General features: G+C 48.7%; 12 protein-coding genes. 7 read left to right on the plus strand and 5 right to left on the minus strand.

The genetic code is table 11. From position 1 onward, the window contains the following. Nucleotides 1–21 precede the first annotated feature (21 nt). The 4 genes from uxaC (at nucleotide 22) to CS562_RS16600 (ending at nucleotide 5,810) form a co-directional block, all read left to right on the plus strand. Nucleotides 22–1,464 carry a glucuronate isomerase gene (gene uxaC, locus CS562_RS16585; RefSeq protein ID WP_099857303.1) on the plus strand — a complete coding sequence of 481 codons (1,443 nt, stop codon included), beginning with the start codon at nucleotides 22–24 and terminating at the stop codon, nucleotides 1,462–1,464. Nucleotides 1,465–1,666: 202 nt separating this feature from the next. Continuing rightward, entirely contained in the window at nucleotides 1,667–2,209 is a 543-nt protein-coding gene (locus CS562_RS16590) for a MarR family winged helix-turn-helix transcriptional regulator (RefSeq protein WP_099857305.1), read from the plus strand. After that, a complete protein-coding gene (locus tag CS562_RS16595) occupies nucleotides 2,206–3,933 on the plus strand; it encodes an ABC transporter ATP-binding protein (protein WP_099857307.1) in 1,728 nt (575 codons plus the stop codon). The genes CS562_RS16590 and CS562_RS16595 overlap by 4 nt, the downstream gene beginning before the upstream one ends. Continuing rightward, the gene (locus tag CS562_RS16600) at nucleotides 3,930–5,810 is read left to right on the plus strand and encodes an ABC transporter ATP-binding protein (RefSeq protein ID WP_076287452.1); all 1,881 of its coding nucleotides are present in this window, start codon (nucleotides 3,930–3,932) and stop codon (nucleotides 5,808–5,810) included. Before CS562_RS16595 ends, CS562_RS16600 begins: the two co-directional genes overlap by 4 nt. 99 nt (nucleotides 5,811–5,909) lie before the next feature. Here the strand turns inward: CS562_RS16600 and CS562_RS16605 are convergent, their stop codons facing one another. Next, nucleotides 5,910–6,500, minus strand: coding sequence for a hypothetical protein (locus tag CS562_RS16605; protein WP_099857309.1), 591 nt, complete (start codon nucleotides 6,498–6,500; stop codon nucleotides 5,910–5,912). A gap of 289 nt (nucleotides 6,501–6,789) precedes the next feature. Here CS562_RS16605 and CS562_RS16610 point away from each other — a divergent pair, with 289 nt between their 5' ends. After that, nucleotides 6,790–8,001: a serpin family protein gene (locus CS562_RS16610; RefSeq protein WP_180287160.1), complete on the plus strand. Its 1,212-nt coding sequence runs from the start codon at nucleotides 6,790–6,792 to the stop codon at nucleotides 7,999–8,001. Nucleotides 8,002–8,014: 13 nt separating this feature from the next. On the opposite strand, the gene CS562_RS16615 is transcribed toward CS562_RS16610, so the two are convergent. Together CS562_RS16615 and CS562_RS16620 are read right to left on the minus strand one after the other, a co-directional pair. Further along, nucleotides 8,015–8,596 carry a GNAT family N-acetyltransferase gene (locus CS562_RS16615; protein WP_099857313.1) on the minus strand — a complete coding sequence of 194 codons (582 nt, stop codon included), beginning with the start codon at nucleotides 8,594–8,596 and terminating at the stop codon, nucleotides 8,015–8,017. 84 nt (nucleotides 8,597–8,680) lie between these two features. Beyond that, nucleotides 8,681–9,304 (minus strand): TetR/AcrR family transcriptional regulator, encoded by a 624-nt coding sequence (locus CS562_RS16620; protein WP_099857315.1) that lies wholly within the window; start codon nucleotides 9,302–9,304, stop codon nucleotides 8,681–8,683. 180 nt (nucleotides 9,305–9,484) lie between these two features. On the opposite strand from CS562_RS16620, the gene CS562_RS16625 reads away from it, so the two are divergent. Further along, on the plus strand, nucleotides 9,485–11,716 hold the full coding sequence (locus CS562_RS16625; protein WP_099857317.1) for an MMPL family transporter: 2,232 nt from the start codon (nucleotides 9,485–9,487) through the stop codon (nucleotides 11,714–11,716). 276 nt (nucleotides 11,717–11,992) lie between these two features. Further along, nucleotides 11,993–12,946 carry a nucleoside hydrolase gene (locus tag CS562_RS16635; protein ID WP_099857321.1) on the plus strand — a complete coding sequence of 318 codons (954 nt, stop codon included), beginning with the start codon at nucleotides 11,993–11,995 and terminating at the stop codon, nucleotides 12,944–12,946. A gap of 161 nt (nucleotides 12,947–13,107) precedes the next feature. Here CS562_RS16635 and CS562_RS16640 read toward each other — a convergent pair whose 3' ends face one another. Together CS562_RS16640 and CS562_RS16645 are read right to left on the minus strand one after the other, a co-directional pair. After that, complete coding sequence (locus tag CS562_RS16640) at nucleotides 13,108–14,826, minus strand: methyl-accepting chemotaxis protein (RefSeq protein ID WP_099857323.1); 1,719 nt, start codon at nucleotides 14,824–14,826, stop codon at nucleotides 13,108–13,110. A 275-nt stretch (nucleotides 14,827–15,101) separates the two neighbouring features. After that, nucleotides 15,102–15,845, minus strand: a complete 744-nt coding sequence (locus tag CS562_RS16645; RefSeq protein ID WP_099857324.1) for a thioredoxin-like domain-containing protein — start codon at nucleotides 15,843–15,845, stop codon at nucleotides 15,102–15,104. Nucleotides 15,846–15,931: the final 86 nt, after the last annotated feature.

The raw sequence follows: 15,931 nt of genomic DNA on the forward strand, positions 1-15,931 counted from the left end.
TAAAGGGAGCGTGCGAGGCGAATGAAGTCTTTTCTGGATGAACAATTTTTGCTGCACAATGAAACAGCGATCAAGTTATATGAGGACTATGCGAAGGACATGCCGATTATTGACTATCACTGCCACCTGAGTCCACAGGAGATCTACGAGAATAAAACCTTTGGCAATATTACAGAGGCTTGGTTATACGGTGATCACTACAAGTGGCGGCTGATGCGCGCAAACGGAATTGAGGAGCAATACATTACGGGTGGAGAGGGCGTAACCGATTACGATCGTTTTCTGGCGTATGCCAAAACCGTACCGATGATGATTGGTAACCCGCTGTACGCGTGGTCCCATCTGGAATTACAGCGTTATTTCGGTGTCTATGAAGTGTTGAATGAGACGAGCGCCCCGGCCATCTGGGAAAAAGTAAATGCCAAGCTGAACAGTGACGGATTCGGTGCACGTGATCTTATTACCAAATCCAATGTTACCGTGGTATGCACGACGGATGATCCATGTGATTCTTTAGAATATCACCTGAAGATTCAGGAGATTGAAGGATTCGATGCCGCAGTATTGCCTTCATTCCGTCCAGATAAAGGATTGGAATTGAACCGTGACACCTTCTCGGAATGGGTAGGCAAGTTGTCGCAGGCAGCCGGTACGGAGATTTCCGATTATGACTCATTCCTCTCCGCTCTGGAATCACGGGTAGAGTTCTTCCACTCCGTAGGAGGCCGGGTGTCTGACCATGCACTTGATTATGTACCTTTTGGTGCGGCTACACGGGAGGAAGCAGCGGCTATATTTGCCAAAGCTCTCTCTGGGCAGAAGGTCAGTCGTGAGGAAGAGGACAAGTACAAGACGGTAACGTTGACTTTCCTCGGTAAACTGTACGCAGATCGGGGTTGGGTGATGCAATTCCATATTAATGCTGCCCGCAACAATAATAGTCGGATGTTCGCACAGCTTGGCCCGGATACCGGATATGATGCGGTGAATGATACGCCACTTTCTTCAGCAATCATCGGCCTGCTAGATGCACTTGATCAGGAGAAGGCGTTACCGAAAACAATCCTGTATTCCCTAAACCCTCGGGATAATGAAGTGCTTGCAGCGATTATCGGCAGTTTCCAGGGCGGCGGCATTCCAGGCAAAATTCAGCTTGGCGCAGCCTGGTGGTTCAATGATACGAAGGACGGTATGCTTGCTCAAATGAAGGCGCTGGCGAATGTCGGTCTAATCAGCCGTTTTGTCGGCATGCTGACCGATTCCCGCAGTTTCCTCTCGTACACAAGACATGAGTATTTCCGCCGTCTGGTCTGCAACCTCATCGGTGAATGGGCCGAACAGGGCGAGGTACCGCATGATATGGAGCTGCTTGGACAGATCGTACAGGGCATTGCCTACAACAATGCTAAGGAGTATTTCCCTTTTGCTTCCGCACTCAAAACTGTTTCTGCTTCACAGTCCTGATTCTTCTATATTTGGTTCAAAACCGTGGCTTTAAAGTCACGGTTTTTTTGTTGTGCATTTGCTGTTTGACTTTCAACTTTTGCAGGAATATACTTAGTGCACCTAATTAATTGATTGGCTATTTAATTGGAATGCTATTTAATAGATGTCCTATGGTGTTGGACGTCTATGGAATGATAATGAAATTAAAGGGGGGACAATAATGACTGGCATAGATCCGGTTGCCCAGAAGCTTTTGTATTCCATTATGCAGTTTAATAAAGGCAAATGGAGGCAACATAAACCACACGGGCGTAATCACAATGAAATTATGGTTCTGGGTTGTTTGCTCCACGGCATGCATCCGGGGGAACGATTGAATTGGCAGGATAATCCTCCTAATTTCAATGACACGCTACAATCGAATCATCCAGGACTGAAAGTATCAGAAATTAGTGCTTTGTTGCGTGTGAAATCGCCTACGATTACTCCTGTCATTCGGGGGCTTGAAGACGAAGGCCTGGTCGAACGAACGATGGACCCAGAGGATCGTCGCGCAGTCCGTATTACCATTACTGAAGCAGGTCGTGAAATTATTCGGGCGGCTCATCAGGAGCGTATGGAGATATTCAATAAGCTCGTTGAGCATCTGGGTGAGGAAGACAGTCTTCAATTAGCGGAGTTGTTGACCAAGGTGTACACCTTTTTTGATACAAAGGTTTCCCAACAGATGGATGCGTCCACACAAGGAGATGATAAGCCATGATGAAATTGTTTCGCATGCTTAAGCCTTACCGAATCCCCATTTTCTTCATATTGGGTCTGGTGCTGTTACAGTCGCTAGCTGAACTGTATTTGCCAACCCTGATGGCGGACATCGTTAATGGCGGCATAGTAAAAGGAGATGTTCCGTACATCTGGCAGATTGGTGGCTGGATGCTGTTAATTGCTGTAGCAGGCACGGCCTGTTCTGTAACAGCCAGTTATCTTTCCTCCCGTACAGCGGGTGGATTTGCCAAACAGCTGCGCAGCAGAGTGTTCCGCCATGTGGAGAACTTTTCGCTGCAGGAATTTGATAAATTGGGTACAGCCTCGCTGATTACCCGTACCACAAATGATATTACGCAGGTTCAGAACGTATTAACGATGATGCTGCGCATGATGGTTATGGCACCGATGATGTGTATCGGTGGTATCTTCATGGCGGTATCCCAGGATGCCAAATTATCGACCATTTTCCTGGTGGTCTTGCCTGTACTGGCTGGGGCTATCGCCCTGATTGGTGCGAAAGGTCTGCCTTTGTTTAAACAAATTCAGAAAAAACTCGACCGACTCAACTTGGTCCTGCGTGAACAACTAACAGGAATTCGTGTGGTGCGTTCCTTTAATCGTGGGGAACATGAGCGTGTTCGCTTCAATGGAGCCAATACGGATCTGCGAGATGTTTCCATTAAAGTGAATGTGCTCATGGCAACACTAATGCCCGTCATGATGCTGGTTATGAACTTTTCAATGATTGCCATCTTGTATTTCGGTGGACAGCGTATTGACAGTGGAAATATGAATATTGGTTCATTAATTGCCTTTATTCAGTATGCGATGCAGATCATGTTCTCTCTCATTATGGTCTCCATTATCTTTGTCATGATTCCAAGAGCTTCGGCTTCGGCAGAACGGATCAACGAGGTATTGGATATGCATCCAGATCTTAGCAATCCAGAGCAGCCTCGTCATATGAAATCTCTGCAAGGTACGATTGAGTTCGATAACGTGACATTCCGTTATCCGGGTGCAGAAAATGCTGCGCTGTCAGGTATTTCATTTACGGCACGCCCGGGTGAAACCACAGCCATTATTGGGGGTACGGGCTCAGGTAAATCCACATTGCTCAGTCTCATTCCACGTTTCTATGATGTAACGGAGGGTAGTGTACGGGTAAATGGAATAGATGTACGTGAGCTGCGGCAGGAAGATTTGCGTGCCAAAATCGGATTTGTACCGCAAAAAGCGGTTCTTTTCACCGGAACGATTACGGAGAATATCCGGCACGGGAAGGAAGACGCGACCATGGAGGAAATTGTTCGAGCCGCTCAAACGGCTCAGGCAGAGAACTTCATTACGGAGATGAAAGACGGTTACGACAGCGTCATTGCGCAGGGAGGTAACAACGTATCCGGTGGACAGAAGCAGCGTTTGTCCATTGCACGCGCACTGGTTCGCCGTCCGGAAGTATATATTTTTGACGACAGCTTCTCGGCACTTGACTTCAAAACCGATGCCAAACTTCGTGCTGCCCTGAAGTCCGAAACGACTGAAGCAGCAGTGCTTATTGTGGCTCAGCGCGTAAGTACGGTTATGGATGCAGATCGCATTCTGGTTATGGATGAGGGACGGATTGTCGGTTCGGGAACACATAAAGAGCTGCTGGAGCACAATGAAGTATATCGCGAGATTGTATCCTCCCAGCTGACAGAGGAGGAGATCGCATGAGTGAACGTACAGAACGCAAGTCATCTCGTCCCCCTGGCGGGCCGGGTCATCCCGGAGGCGGAATGGGCATGCGGCCTCCCGTGGAGAAAGCGAAAGACTTTAAAGGTACACTGCGGCGCTTGATGCGTTATCTTCAACCCCACAGCTATCGTTTGCTGGGTGTGCTGGTTGCTGCAATTCTAAGTACCGTGTTCAGCATTATCAGTCCTAAGGTTATGGCAGAAGGGACGGATATTCTCAGTAAAGGTGCTATTGCCATCCTTCAGGGTGTACAGGGGGCCGGGATTGATTTTCCTGCCTTGATGAAGGTTTTGTATCTGCTTGGGGGACTCTATCTGTTCAGTGCAGCTTTCATGTACATTCAGCAATACCTGATGGCTGGTGTAGCTCAGCGAGTTGTGTACGACATGCGTGAACAGATCAGTGCCAAGGTTGGACGTCTGCCGCTGAAATATTTTGACTCCCGTACCCACGGAGAAACATTAAGCCGGGCGACAAACGATGTGGACAACATCAGTAATACACTCCAGCAAAGTTTGGCGCAATTCATTACGTCTGTAGTTACCATTGTCGGAGTTATCATCATGATGTTGACCATAAGTCCATGGATGACCCTCATTACCATTTTGACACTGCCATTAAGCGTGGTAGTAGTTATGTTGGTGGCATCCCGTTCGCAAAAACACTTTGCAGGCCAGCAGAAATCACTTGGTGAGTTGAACGGTCATGTCGAGGAAATGTACACCGGACACAAAGTGGTTAAAGCCTTTGGACGGGAAGAACATTCGGTAGAACAGTTCGAAAAAGTGAACGAAGAGCTGTATGAATCCGGTTGGAAAGCCCAGTTTATCTCGGGGATTATCATGCCACTGATGACGTTTGTAGGTAACCTTGGTTATGTGCTGATCTGTGTGGTCGGCGGGATCTTTGTTACACGTGGTGCCATCTCCATCGGGGATATCCTTGCATTCACACAGTACTCCCGTCAGTTCACTCAGCCGATTAACCAAATTGCCAACATCTCGAATATCATTCAGTCCACTATCGCTTCAGCGGAGCGGGTATTTGAATTGCTGGATGAAGAGGAAGAGGTTCCAGAGTCTTCGAAACCAGTACAATTGCAGCATCCACAGGGTGCCGTTGCATTCCATGGTGTAAATTTTGGATATAAAGCGGATGAGTTACTCATTCAAAATATGAATATTGATGTAAAACCGGGACAGACGGTAGCCATTGTCGGGCCGACTGGAGCGGGGAAAACAACATTGATCAACCTCCTGATGCGTTTCTATGAAATTCAGGACGGCCAAATTACGATTGACGGCGTTAATATTGTGGACATGGAACGCGGCAAGCTGCGCAGCCTGTTTGGGATGGTACTTCAGGACACATGGCTGTTCAACGGAACGATCCGTGACAACATCGCCTATGGTCGAGAGGGCGCAACGGAAGAGGAAGTCATTAAAGCAGCCGATGCAGCCCATGCTGATCACTTCATTCGTACCTTGCCTGATGGATATGATACGGTGCTGAATGAAGAAGCCTCGAACATCTCACAGGGCCAGAAGCAACTGCTGACGATTGCGAGAGCGATTCTGGCAAATCCGGCCATTCTGATTCTCGATGAAGCGACGAGCAGTGTCGATACACGGACCGAAGTGTTCATCCAGAAAGCGATGAATGATCTAATGAAGGATCGCACCAGCTTTGTCATTGCCCACAGATTGTCCACCATTCGCGGAGCCGATCTGATTCTTGTCATGGATCATGGTAACGTGATTGAGCAGGGTAATCATGAGGAACTGATGGAGAAACAAGGCTTCTATGCTGATCTGTACAACAGTCAGTTTACGGAGCAACAGCCACAGGCGATCTGATCCTAAATGGCGTTAACATAATAGCCGGGTGCACCCATTGGGTACACCCGGCTATTTGTTTGCTACCGCGGCTAGTCTCACGGTATCGTTTTTCTTTCCTTAACCCTCTTTCGAATCTTCTGGAGCTTTATCTTCGTTCACGCCGGATGACGTCTTTACTTCCAGCTTCGGATCTTCGCCTGCTTCCTCAAGCGCAGAAGGTGCCGGTTCGCCCGGTATTAATTCACGCTGCTCAATCATGCGTTTTACGACCTCATAACAGTCCTCAACATGTTTGTTGCCAACATATCGCATGGCCGTGAAGCTGAGCGCGGCTGCCAATCCCTGACCTGCAAAAGGGACAAATTTGGCGACTGATTTGGTAGCTACGCGTACTCCGACCCTTTTCAGAACCTGTACGACCAGTTCTTTGGTTACCATACGTCCGATGACTTTACTTCCGATGGACATGACGAATCCGTAGATCATGGATTTGGTCTCAGGGTCCATACCGTCGAGCTGCTTTTGCGATAATCCGAATTTATTGTTAATGGCAGGCAGTAGCTGCATGAGCATTCCCACATCAGCCAGGACGTCTGTGCCTGGAAGAGGAACGAGTGTTGTACCGGCGGAAGCGGTAGCTCTCTTTTTGACCATGGTGCGGCATTCCTTGCGAACTTGCTCCAATTGTTCCAACGTTGCCGGAATCATAGGGAATCCCTCCATTCGTATATGGTATAGATATAACCGTTTTGACTCGTTTTGAATGGTGTTTTCTTCAGTAGAAATTGGTGACCTTGGCATATGAGTGTAAAGTAACCTTTTTCCTCAACCGTACGTCTAGTAAAAAAAGGAAATCAGTGCATTGCTATGACGGGTATCTGAGTATTACGGATGAGGGGGGATTTCGATGCATGCACGGTTAGGAGTATTACTGTTATTATGCTGTATAAGTGGGCTGATCATTACGAGCTGTTCAGCAAAGGGGGACCCAAACAAGATGCAATCTAATTCGAATCAGGAGTTATCCGAGTCAGAACGAAAAGCTGCTCTGAAAGAGATCGAACCCGAAAGAATCCAAGCCATGAACACCATAGGGCTGCATATTCTTCAACAGATGGGTACAAAAGAAAAAGCTGACGGGAATAATCTGCTGATCTCTCCTTACAGTATTACGGCGGCAATTGGCATGGCATATAACGGCAGTGTAGGTGAGACTAGGCAAGAGATGGCAAAGGTCATGGGCTGGTCGGGGCTAGAAATGGAGCAAGTAAATGCTTTTCAAGCGGCTTTGCAGCAGTTGTTGACCCATCCGGGAAAAGGAATACAGATCGGTATTGCGAACTCCATGTGGGTGAAGGACGGAATCCCGGTAGAGGAAACGTACCAAACAGCCGTACAGCAAACGTATGAAGCCGAAATCAGGACACTCAATGGACAACCAGCACAAGCAAAGGAAGAGATTAATCAATGGGTGAAGCAGCACACCAACGGCATGATTCCAAATTTGATGCAGGAGCCGCCCGAAAAGGAAGCTCTGATGATTCTGGTGAATGCCATTGCATTTGATGGTAATTGGATGGATGAGTTTGACCCGGATTACACGACGGACGAAGAGTTCAGGCTGGCCAATGGAAAGGACCTGTCTGTGCGGATGATGCATCAGACAAAGCAGTTCCAATACTCTGAGAATGAGGATTGGCAGGCGGTTAGACTGCCTTACGGAGATGGCCAGATGCATCTGCTTGTCGTTTTGCCGCGAGAGGGGCGTACGCTGGATGAGGTTCAGCAGCAGTTGCTGGATGACCCAAAACGGCTTGATCGCGGCTCCGAATATAGCTTAGTTGAGCTGTCCTTGCCACGTTTTCGTGCGGAGTATGGCATGAACCTGAAAGAAACGTTGCAGCAGATGGGGATGGAAATAGCCTTTGATCCGTATGCCGCCAATTTCACGGAAATGATTTCTCCCGGGCCGAACTTGCAAGCATACATTGGTCAGGTACTGCATCGTGCCGTGATGGAAGTGAGCGAGCAAGGGACTGTAGCTGCTGCTTCAACATTAGTGGGAATGGCGGCTGGAAGTGCTCCACCAACGGATCTGGTGAGGATGGATGTGAATCGTCCATTTATGGTCGCTGTAGTGGATAAATCCACTGGAGCATGGTTATTTGCCGGGAACGTAAACCAACCGGAAGAAATCCCCTCCCGGTAGCACGTAGTCTTCGTTATCTAAGTCTGCTGACATGCCGCTCTCGAAATTCATTCTTGAGCATGCTCATCTGAATGGCATCGTGATATTGATGATTGTAATACAAGGCCTCTCGCCGTACACCTTCACGTTGAAATCCTAGTTTCTCATATGTACGAATCGCACGTTGATTGAAGGCATACACTTCAAGCTCGATTCGGTGCAGATTGCAGATACCGAAGCCGTAGTCCAACATAAGCAGCAATGCCTCGCTACCATAGCCTTTTCCTTGATGCTCTGTATGATCAATGGCGATCCGAATATGTGCACTGAGATTTTTGGTATGTAGGTCCATCAGGGCAATCTCCCCGATGACCTGGTCATTCTCCTGCAAGGCGATCAGCAGCATCAAGCGTGAGTCATCCTGGGCCGCGTTTTCGATGTAGCGTTCTACTTGGGTACGGGTGAAGCTGTTTTGTGTTCCAGTAAGTCTGCGCATCTCGGCGTCAAACAATCCGGGAAAATAGATATCAACATCAGTCGATTCAAATGGACGAAGATAGATGCGCTTCGTTTCCAACAGACGTGGGATGCGCGGGGATGGTGTTGGTTGGGACATGGGTTATTCCTCCTGTGAGTTCAAGTCGTCATGCAGGACCGATCGAGCTGATGTCGCGGCATTGGCAAAAGCATGGAGAGATCTTTAAGCCTTGTGAGCAGCTCCGTCCAAAAATAAAGCTACCAGCTCACGTGCCAGATCGGCAATCGTTGCATGCATGTCGCGTACTCCTTCGCGGTTTGCCAGCATCAGCAAGGACGTGAACGCATGGGCAAGCAGCATCGGATTGGCAGATCGCAAATAACCGTTGTCCATCTCCTGCTTAAAGTGGGTGGCGAGGACTTCATAGATGCGTACTTCGGCTTCACGGATCTGGGCCAACTGATCTGCATCCAAATAGGTATTGGCTTCACGCATCATGGTCTCGGTATCGACGTGAGATTGTTGCATCCGTCCTTCCGCAACTTTCTCCAGTCTTTCTTGTAATGTACCGGGTGCATCCATACGAAGAGCTGTCTGCTGCATGCCCATGGCCATCATACTGGTGATGGCGACGGTGAATAGCTGCGGCTTGCTGGAAAAATGATAATAAATTGATGCTTTGGTCACGCCGCATAGCGAGGCGATTTGCTGGAGAGAGACGGGCTCATACCCGTATTCCATAAATAGCCGCGAGGCGGTCATCAGTATTTTTGACTGGACTGATGCCTGATCGGCACCGGCTTTGGGCCTGCCCGGCGAGCGGGGAGGGTTCGTTTTTTTGCTCATGGTTGCATACCTCTTTACTTATTCATGTTGGCTGTACAAAAGTGTTCACAAAATTAGTATTTGCAATATTAACCTTCCGGTATATATAATTAAGTCAATTATACTATGACCCGTGGTTCATTTCTATATTTATCACATAAAAACGGCTTCATAGAACCAAAATAGGGAGATGAAGAGACAATGCAAGAAGGTTCGGGCTACGGCCGCTGGGTTGCCGGCAAACGAAGCAAATGGATTACACTGTTGGTATGGATCATCGTCGCGGTTGTACTTGGTGTGGTGTGGCCTGCTGTTGGTGATCGTGAAACGAACAACGCGCAGGATCTGAGTGATTCCAAGCCATCGGTGCAGGCGGCAGTAGTTGTCCAGAAAGAATTTCCCGGCGGCGAAGGTGTCCCCGCCCTCATCGTCTGGCGTCAAGCCGGCGGTCTGACGGATGAACAGATTAAGAACATTCAGGCGTTAACGGAGCGACTGGATCAAGATCCGGTGGAGCAGCAGCAATCTGTGGTGCCGCTATATCAGTTGCCGCCACAGGCTCTGAAAGGTCAGCTTTCGGAAGACGGAAGCACCTTGGTTATGCCGCTATTTTTCAATCAGGAAGCTGATTCGTCACAGTTGAAAGAGGGCATTGCAGCGCTGGAGCAGAAAACGAAAGACATTTTTGGCTCCGACCCATTTGACGTTGCCATTGATGATGCCAGCGCACTAAGCGCGCGGGTTACAGGCCCGGTTGGGATATCAATTGATGCAAGTGGATTATTCTCATCTGCGGATGTATCCCTGCTGATTGCAACAGTTGTGCTGGTACTCGTGCTGTTGCTGTTGATCTACCGTTCCCCAGTACTGGCGATTATCCCGATTATTGCAGTTGGGTTCGCTTATATGGTCACTAGTCCAATTCTCGGATTTATGGCGGATCAGGGCTGGATTACAGTGGACGCGCAGTCCATCTCGATTATGACAGTGCTGTTGTTCGGTGCAGGTACGGACTATTGTCTGTTCATGATCTCCAGATTCCGTCAAATTCTCTATCATGAGTCGGATAAAAAGAAAGCACTCTTCCAGGCGATTACTGGATCGTCCGGTGCGATTGCCATGAGTGGATTTACAGTTGTTGCAGCACTGCTTGTACTGCTGTTCGCAGAATATGGTGCCTATCACCGTTTTGCCGTACCATTCAGTTTATCCATCTTCATCATGTTTATTGCGAGCCTGACGCTGGTTCCGGCTTTGCTGGCGATCTTCGGTCGGGGTTCATTTTACCCGTTTGTACCGCGTACGCATGATATGGAAGTAGAACGTTCGAAGAAAAAAGGCAAACCAGCGCCTGCTCCACGTAAAATCAAGGAAAGCTGGATTGGCCGTACAGTAGTAACCAAACCGTGGACAGTACTGGCGATTACACTGGTGTTGTTGGGTGGACTGGCTGCTTTCTCTAGCCAAATAAAATTCACGTATGACTTGCTATCGTCCTTCCCGGAGAATGTTGCATCTCGTGAAGGTTTCAAAGTCATTGGAGAACAGTTCTCGGAAGGTGAACTCGCTCCGGCGAAAGTGATTATCGATACAGAAGGCAGCGAGACAGATCTGAAACAACGTCTGGAATCGCTGGATTACGTAAGCAAGGTAGGTGAAGCGCAGCAGGGTGCTGAGAATGCAAACATCACCGCTTACGATGTGGAATTCAATCTGAATCCATACTCGATGGAGGCGATGCAGCATATCCCGGATCTGCGGGCAACGGCTGAACAGGCATTGAAAGATGCTGGAATAACAAGCGTGGACAGCCATGTCTGGATCGATGGTCAGACGGCTGAGCAGTATGATATCGAAGTCACTGGAGAGCGGGATGCCAGTATCATTATCCCAGTGGTAATCGGAATGATCACATTGCTGTTGCTGTTATACCTGCGTTCCGTCGTAGCGACGGCGTATCTGATTGCCACAGTAGTACTGTCCTATTTCTCCGCACTGGGCCTGGGCTGGCTCATTATCCACTATGGACTGGGGGCAGACGCCATTCAGGGAGCGATTCCGCTGTATTCCTTCGTATTCCTTGTGGCGCTGGGTGAAGACTACAACATCTTCATGATCTCAAGCATCTGGCAAAAACGCAAAACGATGCCACTTCGCCAAGCGATCAAGGAAGGTGTGGGTGAAACCGGATCTGTAATTACTTCCGCAGGTCTGATTCTCGCAGGTACATTCGCCGTACTGGCAACACTGCCTATACAGGTGCTGGTGCAGTTCGGTATTATCACGGCTGCGGGTGTCTTGCTCGATACGTTCCTTGTTCGACCGTTCATGGTGCCAGCCATTACTACGTTGCTGGGCAAATGGGCTTTCTGGCCAGGCAAGTATGTGCCTGTTGCAGAGAAAGCCAAAGAGAAACAAAAACAATCCATGTAATTATGGATAGATTCAGACAAGGACAGTGGGGACCTCAAGCCTACTGTCCTTTTTTTACCATTTTTATATTGGAGTGCAGGTTGATCCGGGTATATGCTGAGATGGAATGGAGGAACTGTAAAATATCCGCAAAAACAAACCTGGTCGCTATTTTCTTTGTACGAGGAAGGTTTACGTGGCCAAGGGTTTTGGGACATAATAGAGGTAACGTCAGCCTTAGGCAGACGGATGGGATGAACATCAATGGGACAACCAGGGGGAAGGATGAAATCAAGCATGACGAACCAACTTAATGTGTATTTTAACCATGACGGCGGCGTAGATGACCTCGTATCGCTGTTCATGCTTCTGCAAATGGACAATGTAAATGTAACCGGTGTATCGGTTATTCCGGCAGACGGATATCTGGAGCCAGCTACAGATGCCAGCCGTAAAATTATCGATCGCTTCGGCACATATTCCGTAGAGGTGGCGAAATCTAACTCCAGAGGGAAGAATCCGTTTCCTGCGGCGTGGAGATTGCACTCCTTCTATGTAGATGCACTTCCAGTATTGAACGAATCCGGCAAAATGGAAGCTCCTTTGTCTGCCGTTCCGGCTCACCAGCATCTGATTGAGAAAGTGCGCAGCACCGAAGGCAAAACGCTGCTCCTGTTCACAGGACCGCTGACTGACCTTGCGCGTGCACTGGACGAAGCACCAGACATTGAAGAGAAAATCGACAAGCTGGTATGGATGGGTGGTACGTTCGAAAGAGGGAACGTCGAAGAGCCTGAGCATGATGGTACAGCAGAATGGAACGTATTCTGGGACCCGGAAGCGGCTTACCGTGTATGGCAGAGCGGCATCCAGATTGATCTGGTAGCCCTGGAAAGCACGAACAAAGTACCTTTGACACCTGCTGTACGTAACCGTTGGGCTGCAGAGCGCCGCTTTGAAGGCGTTGACTTCCTGGGTAACTGTTATGCAGGATGTCCGCCACTGGTATACAGCGAAACGAATTCCACGTACTATCTGTGGGATGTGTTGACTACGGCTTCAGTTGGACGTGAGGACATCGTGAAGAAGAAAACGGTAAACTGTATTGTTATCCCGGATGGTCCAAGCCAAGGCCGTACGGTGGAACAAACAGACGGACGTCCAGTACAACTTGTGTATGATACTGATCCAGAAGCGTTCTTCACATACATGACGGATTTGGGCAAAAAAGCTGCTCCGCAGCGTTATTAATTCAGGCAGCCGCAAGGCCAGCCTCCATTAAATTGACAACAATAAAAAGCCGCAGGCAGAGTGAGCAGGAATGGGGTAAACCCCATGTTCCTGTTCCCTGCATTGCGGCTTTTTTTGTATTCATCCGGTGGGCTCCATGGATTGCCCATCTACAATCGGACTTATATTTTGAATCGGCTTATCAACCCATTCAATTCACTGGACAACACACGAAGGGATTCCGCAGATGTGCTCATCTCATCCATCGATTTCAGCTGCCCGTCAGTTGCGGCGGAAACCTCCTGAATGCTGGAAGAAGACTTGCGCGAAATATGTTCCATATCCTCAACGGAGGCGGATACCTCTTCGGCACTGGCGGAGAGCTGCTCGGAAGCGGCGGACACTTCGTGCAAACGTTCATTCATCGTTTCAATGCCGGAATGAATGGACGTGAACGAACGTCCTGCTTCTTGAACAACAGCAAGACCGGCCTGAACTTCTGAGGTACTGGCCGACATATGCGAAGATAATACAGCAGTCTGTCGCGTCATTTCGGCGATCAGTTCAGTCACATGTTGGGACGATTGCTCGGATTCCCCCGCAAGCTTCCGAACCTCGGAAGCAACAACGGCGAATCCGCTGCCATGTTCCCCGGCCCGAGCAGCCTCAATGCTTGCATTCAATGCCAGCAGACTGGTCTGGGAAGCGATGCCCTTCATCATGTGGGCTACCGATTCAATTTTGCTGGAGTATTGCGTGAGCTGGGAGGTAGATGCCTCCATCTGGGCGTTGGCCTGATGGATTTTGTCCATGCGGTCAATGGCTGTGTTGATGTTGGTCTGGCCCTGTATCGCGTTATGGGTCGTCTCCTCGGATACATCAGCCACCATGGAAGATGAATTCGCAATATGCTGCATGCTGCGTGTAATTTTCTCCATTGCTACAGTAACTTCGCCTGCCCGTGCAACCTGCTCCGCAGCGCCTTTGGCTGTGTGGTCTGTGTGCTCAGCAATGCGCTGGCTGGCTTCCGCTGTCGCCAGCGAGTGTCTGGATACCCCTTCGGCTGCTTGCAGCAGGGAATCGGAGCTTTTGCGGATGCCTGTCATGACATCTCTTGTATCTGTGACCAGATGTTTGAACTCCGAAGCCAGTTGTCCAACCTCATCCTTCCGTCCAAGCTCGACATCGACGGTCAGATCACCTTTGCCCACCTCAGCAATGATCTTCTTCAGTTTCACCAGAGGACGGGTCAAATAATGAGCAAATCCATAGACCAGCAGCACGCTGAGTAATACGATGGCAAGGGCAGTCCAGATCATGGTCATCCGATTGCGTGTCATTAACTCGTAGACGGCAGTGGAGTCGAGGTCGGCGCCAACCAGACCAAGCAGTTCCCCATTAGTCCCGTGAATTGGTACATAGGCTGTAATCGTTGCGCCGTACTCATCCTGGGTCAGATCGCCCCGGAAAGGTTCGTTTTGCGCAAAGGCTTGCAGCATTCCCGCATATTGGTTCTCTTCAGGGGACCCGTAGGGAGAGAAATCATCCTCTTCCACATCCGGAGCAGCGCCATCCACTACGTAATAATACGATTCGGCTCCGTTTTCTACACGCTTACCAAGCGTGTATAGATACTTCAATCCATTGGCCTGACGAAGCTGGCTGAGTTGTTCGCGCAAGGTATCGTAATACTCGGTTTGATCCTGTCCTGTACTGAGCGGCGCATACAGGGAGGTGTCGATGGATTGTGCTGCTCGTTCGGCAACAGCCTGTGCCTGCATGCCCATCGATTGTTCAACCAGCTGTGCAGATGAGCGATACATAGTAATGCCAAGAACGGCTCCTGCCGCCAGCATCAGACAGGAAAAAAATAAAAAGATACGCATAAACAAACTGTTCATTAGTAGAAATGTTCCCCCTTGATATGTAGGACTATGAATTCTTGTATTGAAGTTGGATGAATCGTCTTATTGGGAATGCGTTTCCTACTTTGCTAACGTACATATGTATTTCATTTCTATTTAAAATATCGGCATCTGCATGATAAAGAATTAGCCCCCGGATCAAGTAGATCCAGGAGCTTATCTTGTTTGAAACGTATAAATGGATATCTCATCTCATGGACTCCCCTTGATTGAAGGAACCCTTTGCTGTTATTACTACAAAGATGGGGGCTTTACATCGTCCCGCCACCCTGGCGGATGGAGGCAGGGATCTTCTCTGGTCCTTGGTTAATATATTTATTAATAAAAGTGCCTACTTTGGCATCATCGAATTGGTCCAGCTTCATGGTTTTGGTCCATGCCGTCACAACGACCTCACTACCCTCAGGGATGTCCTTGTTCGGCACTGCCAGGATACCTGATCCAGCTTTGCGGAACTTGGCAAGGTATTTCAGATGCTCTTTCAGCTCATCACTTGCACTCTCACGGTAATAAATGATGATATCTCCATGCTCCAGATTATGTACCAGATATGGATAGCCGGGGAAATCGGTGTAAAATCCAAACTTGATATCATGCGGGTTATGAGGCCCTGACGTTGGGATGGTCATCTCATATTGAATCGGCTCTTCTGTATGATCAGCTCCGTAGTATTTATCGTCAGTCACTTCGATCGCAGCACCGGCATTCAGATCCGCAACATCATACTTGGTAAGTGCGCCCTGCATGAAGAAAAGAACAAACGCAATGATTGACACCCCCAGTAGTGCATGTGCACCCAGGCGGATGGATCGGGTTTTCTTTTTAATCACAGCTCGTTCATTCTTCTTCATATGTGCCAGTACAGACTTCTGGGTGCGTGCAGTCCAGATATAAGCTGCGATGGAGAACAATAGAAGGATTGCTCCAACGATAAGCCATAGGTAGGATGTGCCTGCCTCGTGCTCCATTTGCATATGATTCATATTCATGTCCATATCGATTCCCTCTACCCTTCTTAATAAAATGAATGATCACAACGATTCACTACACAATGTAGTGTTGATGACAATGGTGCAGATCA

The sequence above is a fragment of the Paenibacillus sp. LK1 genome (assembly GCF_002750415.1).
GTDB lineage: Bacteria > Bacillota > Bacilli > Paenibacillales > Paenibacillaceae > Paenibacillus > Paenibacillus taichungensis.

What these genes read in the sequence shown, in the direction of transcription:
- CS562_RS16590 (WP_099857305.1), top strand. Translation starts at nt 1,667, where the DNA reads ATGACTGGCATAGATCCGGTTGCCCAGAAGCTTTTGTATTCCATTATG.
- CS562_RS16595 (WP_099857307.1), top strand. Translation starts at nt 2,206, where the DNA reads ATGATGAAATTGTTTCGCATGCTTAAGCCTTACCGAATCCCCATTTTC.
- CS562_RS16625 (WP_099857317.1), top strand. Translation starts at nt 9,485, where the DNA reads ATGCAAGAAGGTTCGGGCTACGGCCGCTGGGTTGCCGGCAAACGAAGC.
- CS562_RS16615 (WP_099857313.1), bottom strand. Translation starts at nt 8,596, where the DNA reads ATGTCCCAACCAACACCATCCCCGCGCATCCCACGTCTGTTGGAAACG.
- CS562_RS16635 (WP_099857321.1), top strand. Translation starts at nt 11,993, where the DNA reads ATGACGAACCAACTTAATGTGTATTTTAACCATGACGGCGGCGTAGAT.
- CS562_RS16640 (WP_099857323.1), bottom strand. Translation starts at nt 14,826, where the DNA reads ATGAACAGTTTGTTTATGCGTATCTTTTTATTTTTTTCCTGTCTGATG.
- CS562_RS16645 (WP_099857324.1), bottom strand. Translation starts at nt 15,845, where the DNA reads ATGGACATGAATATGAATCATATGCAAATGGAGCACGAGGCAGGCACA.
- CS562_RS16610 (WP_180287160.1), top strand. Translation starts at nt 6,790, where the DNA reads ATGCAATCTAATTCGAATCAGGAGTTATCCGAGTCAGAACGAAAAGCT.
- CS562_RS16600 (WP_076287452.1), top strand. Translation starts at nt 3,930, where the DNA reads ATGAGTGAACGTACAGAACGCAAGTCATCTCGTCCCCCTGGCGGGCCG.
- CS562_RS16620 (WP_099857315.1), bottom strand. Translation starts at nt 9,304, where the DNA reads ATGAGCAAAAAAACGAACCCTCCCCGCTCGCCGGGCAGGCCCAAAGCC.
- CS562_RS16605 (WP_099857309.1), bottom strand. Translation starts at nt 6,500, where the DNA reads ATGATTCCGGCAACGTTGGAACAATTGGAGCAAGTTCGCAAGGAATGC.
- uxaC (WP_099857303.1), top strand. Translation starts at nt 22, where the DNA reads ATGAAGTCTTTTCTGGATGAACAATTTTTGCTGCACAATGAAACAGCG.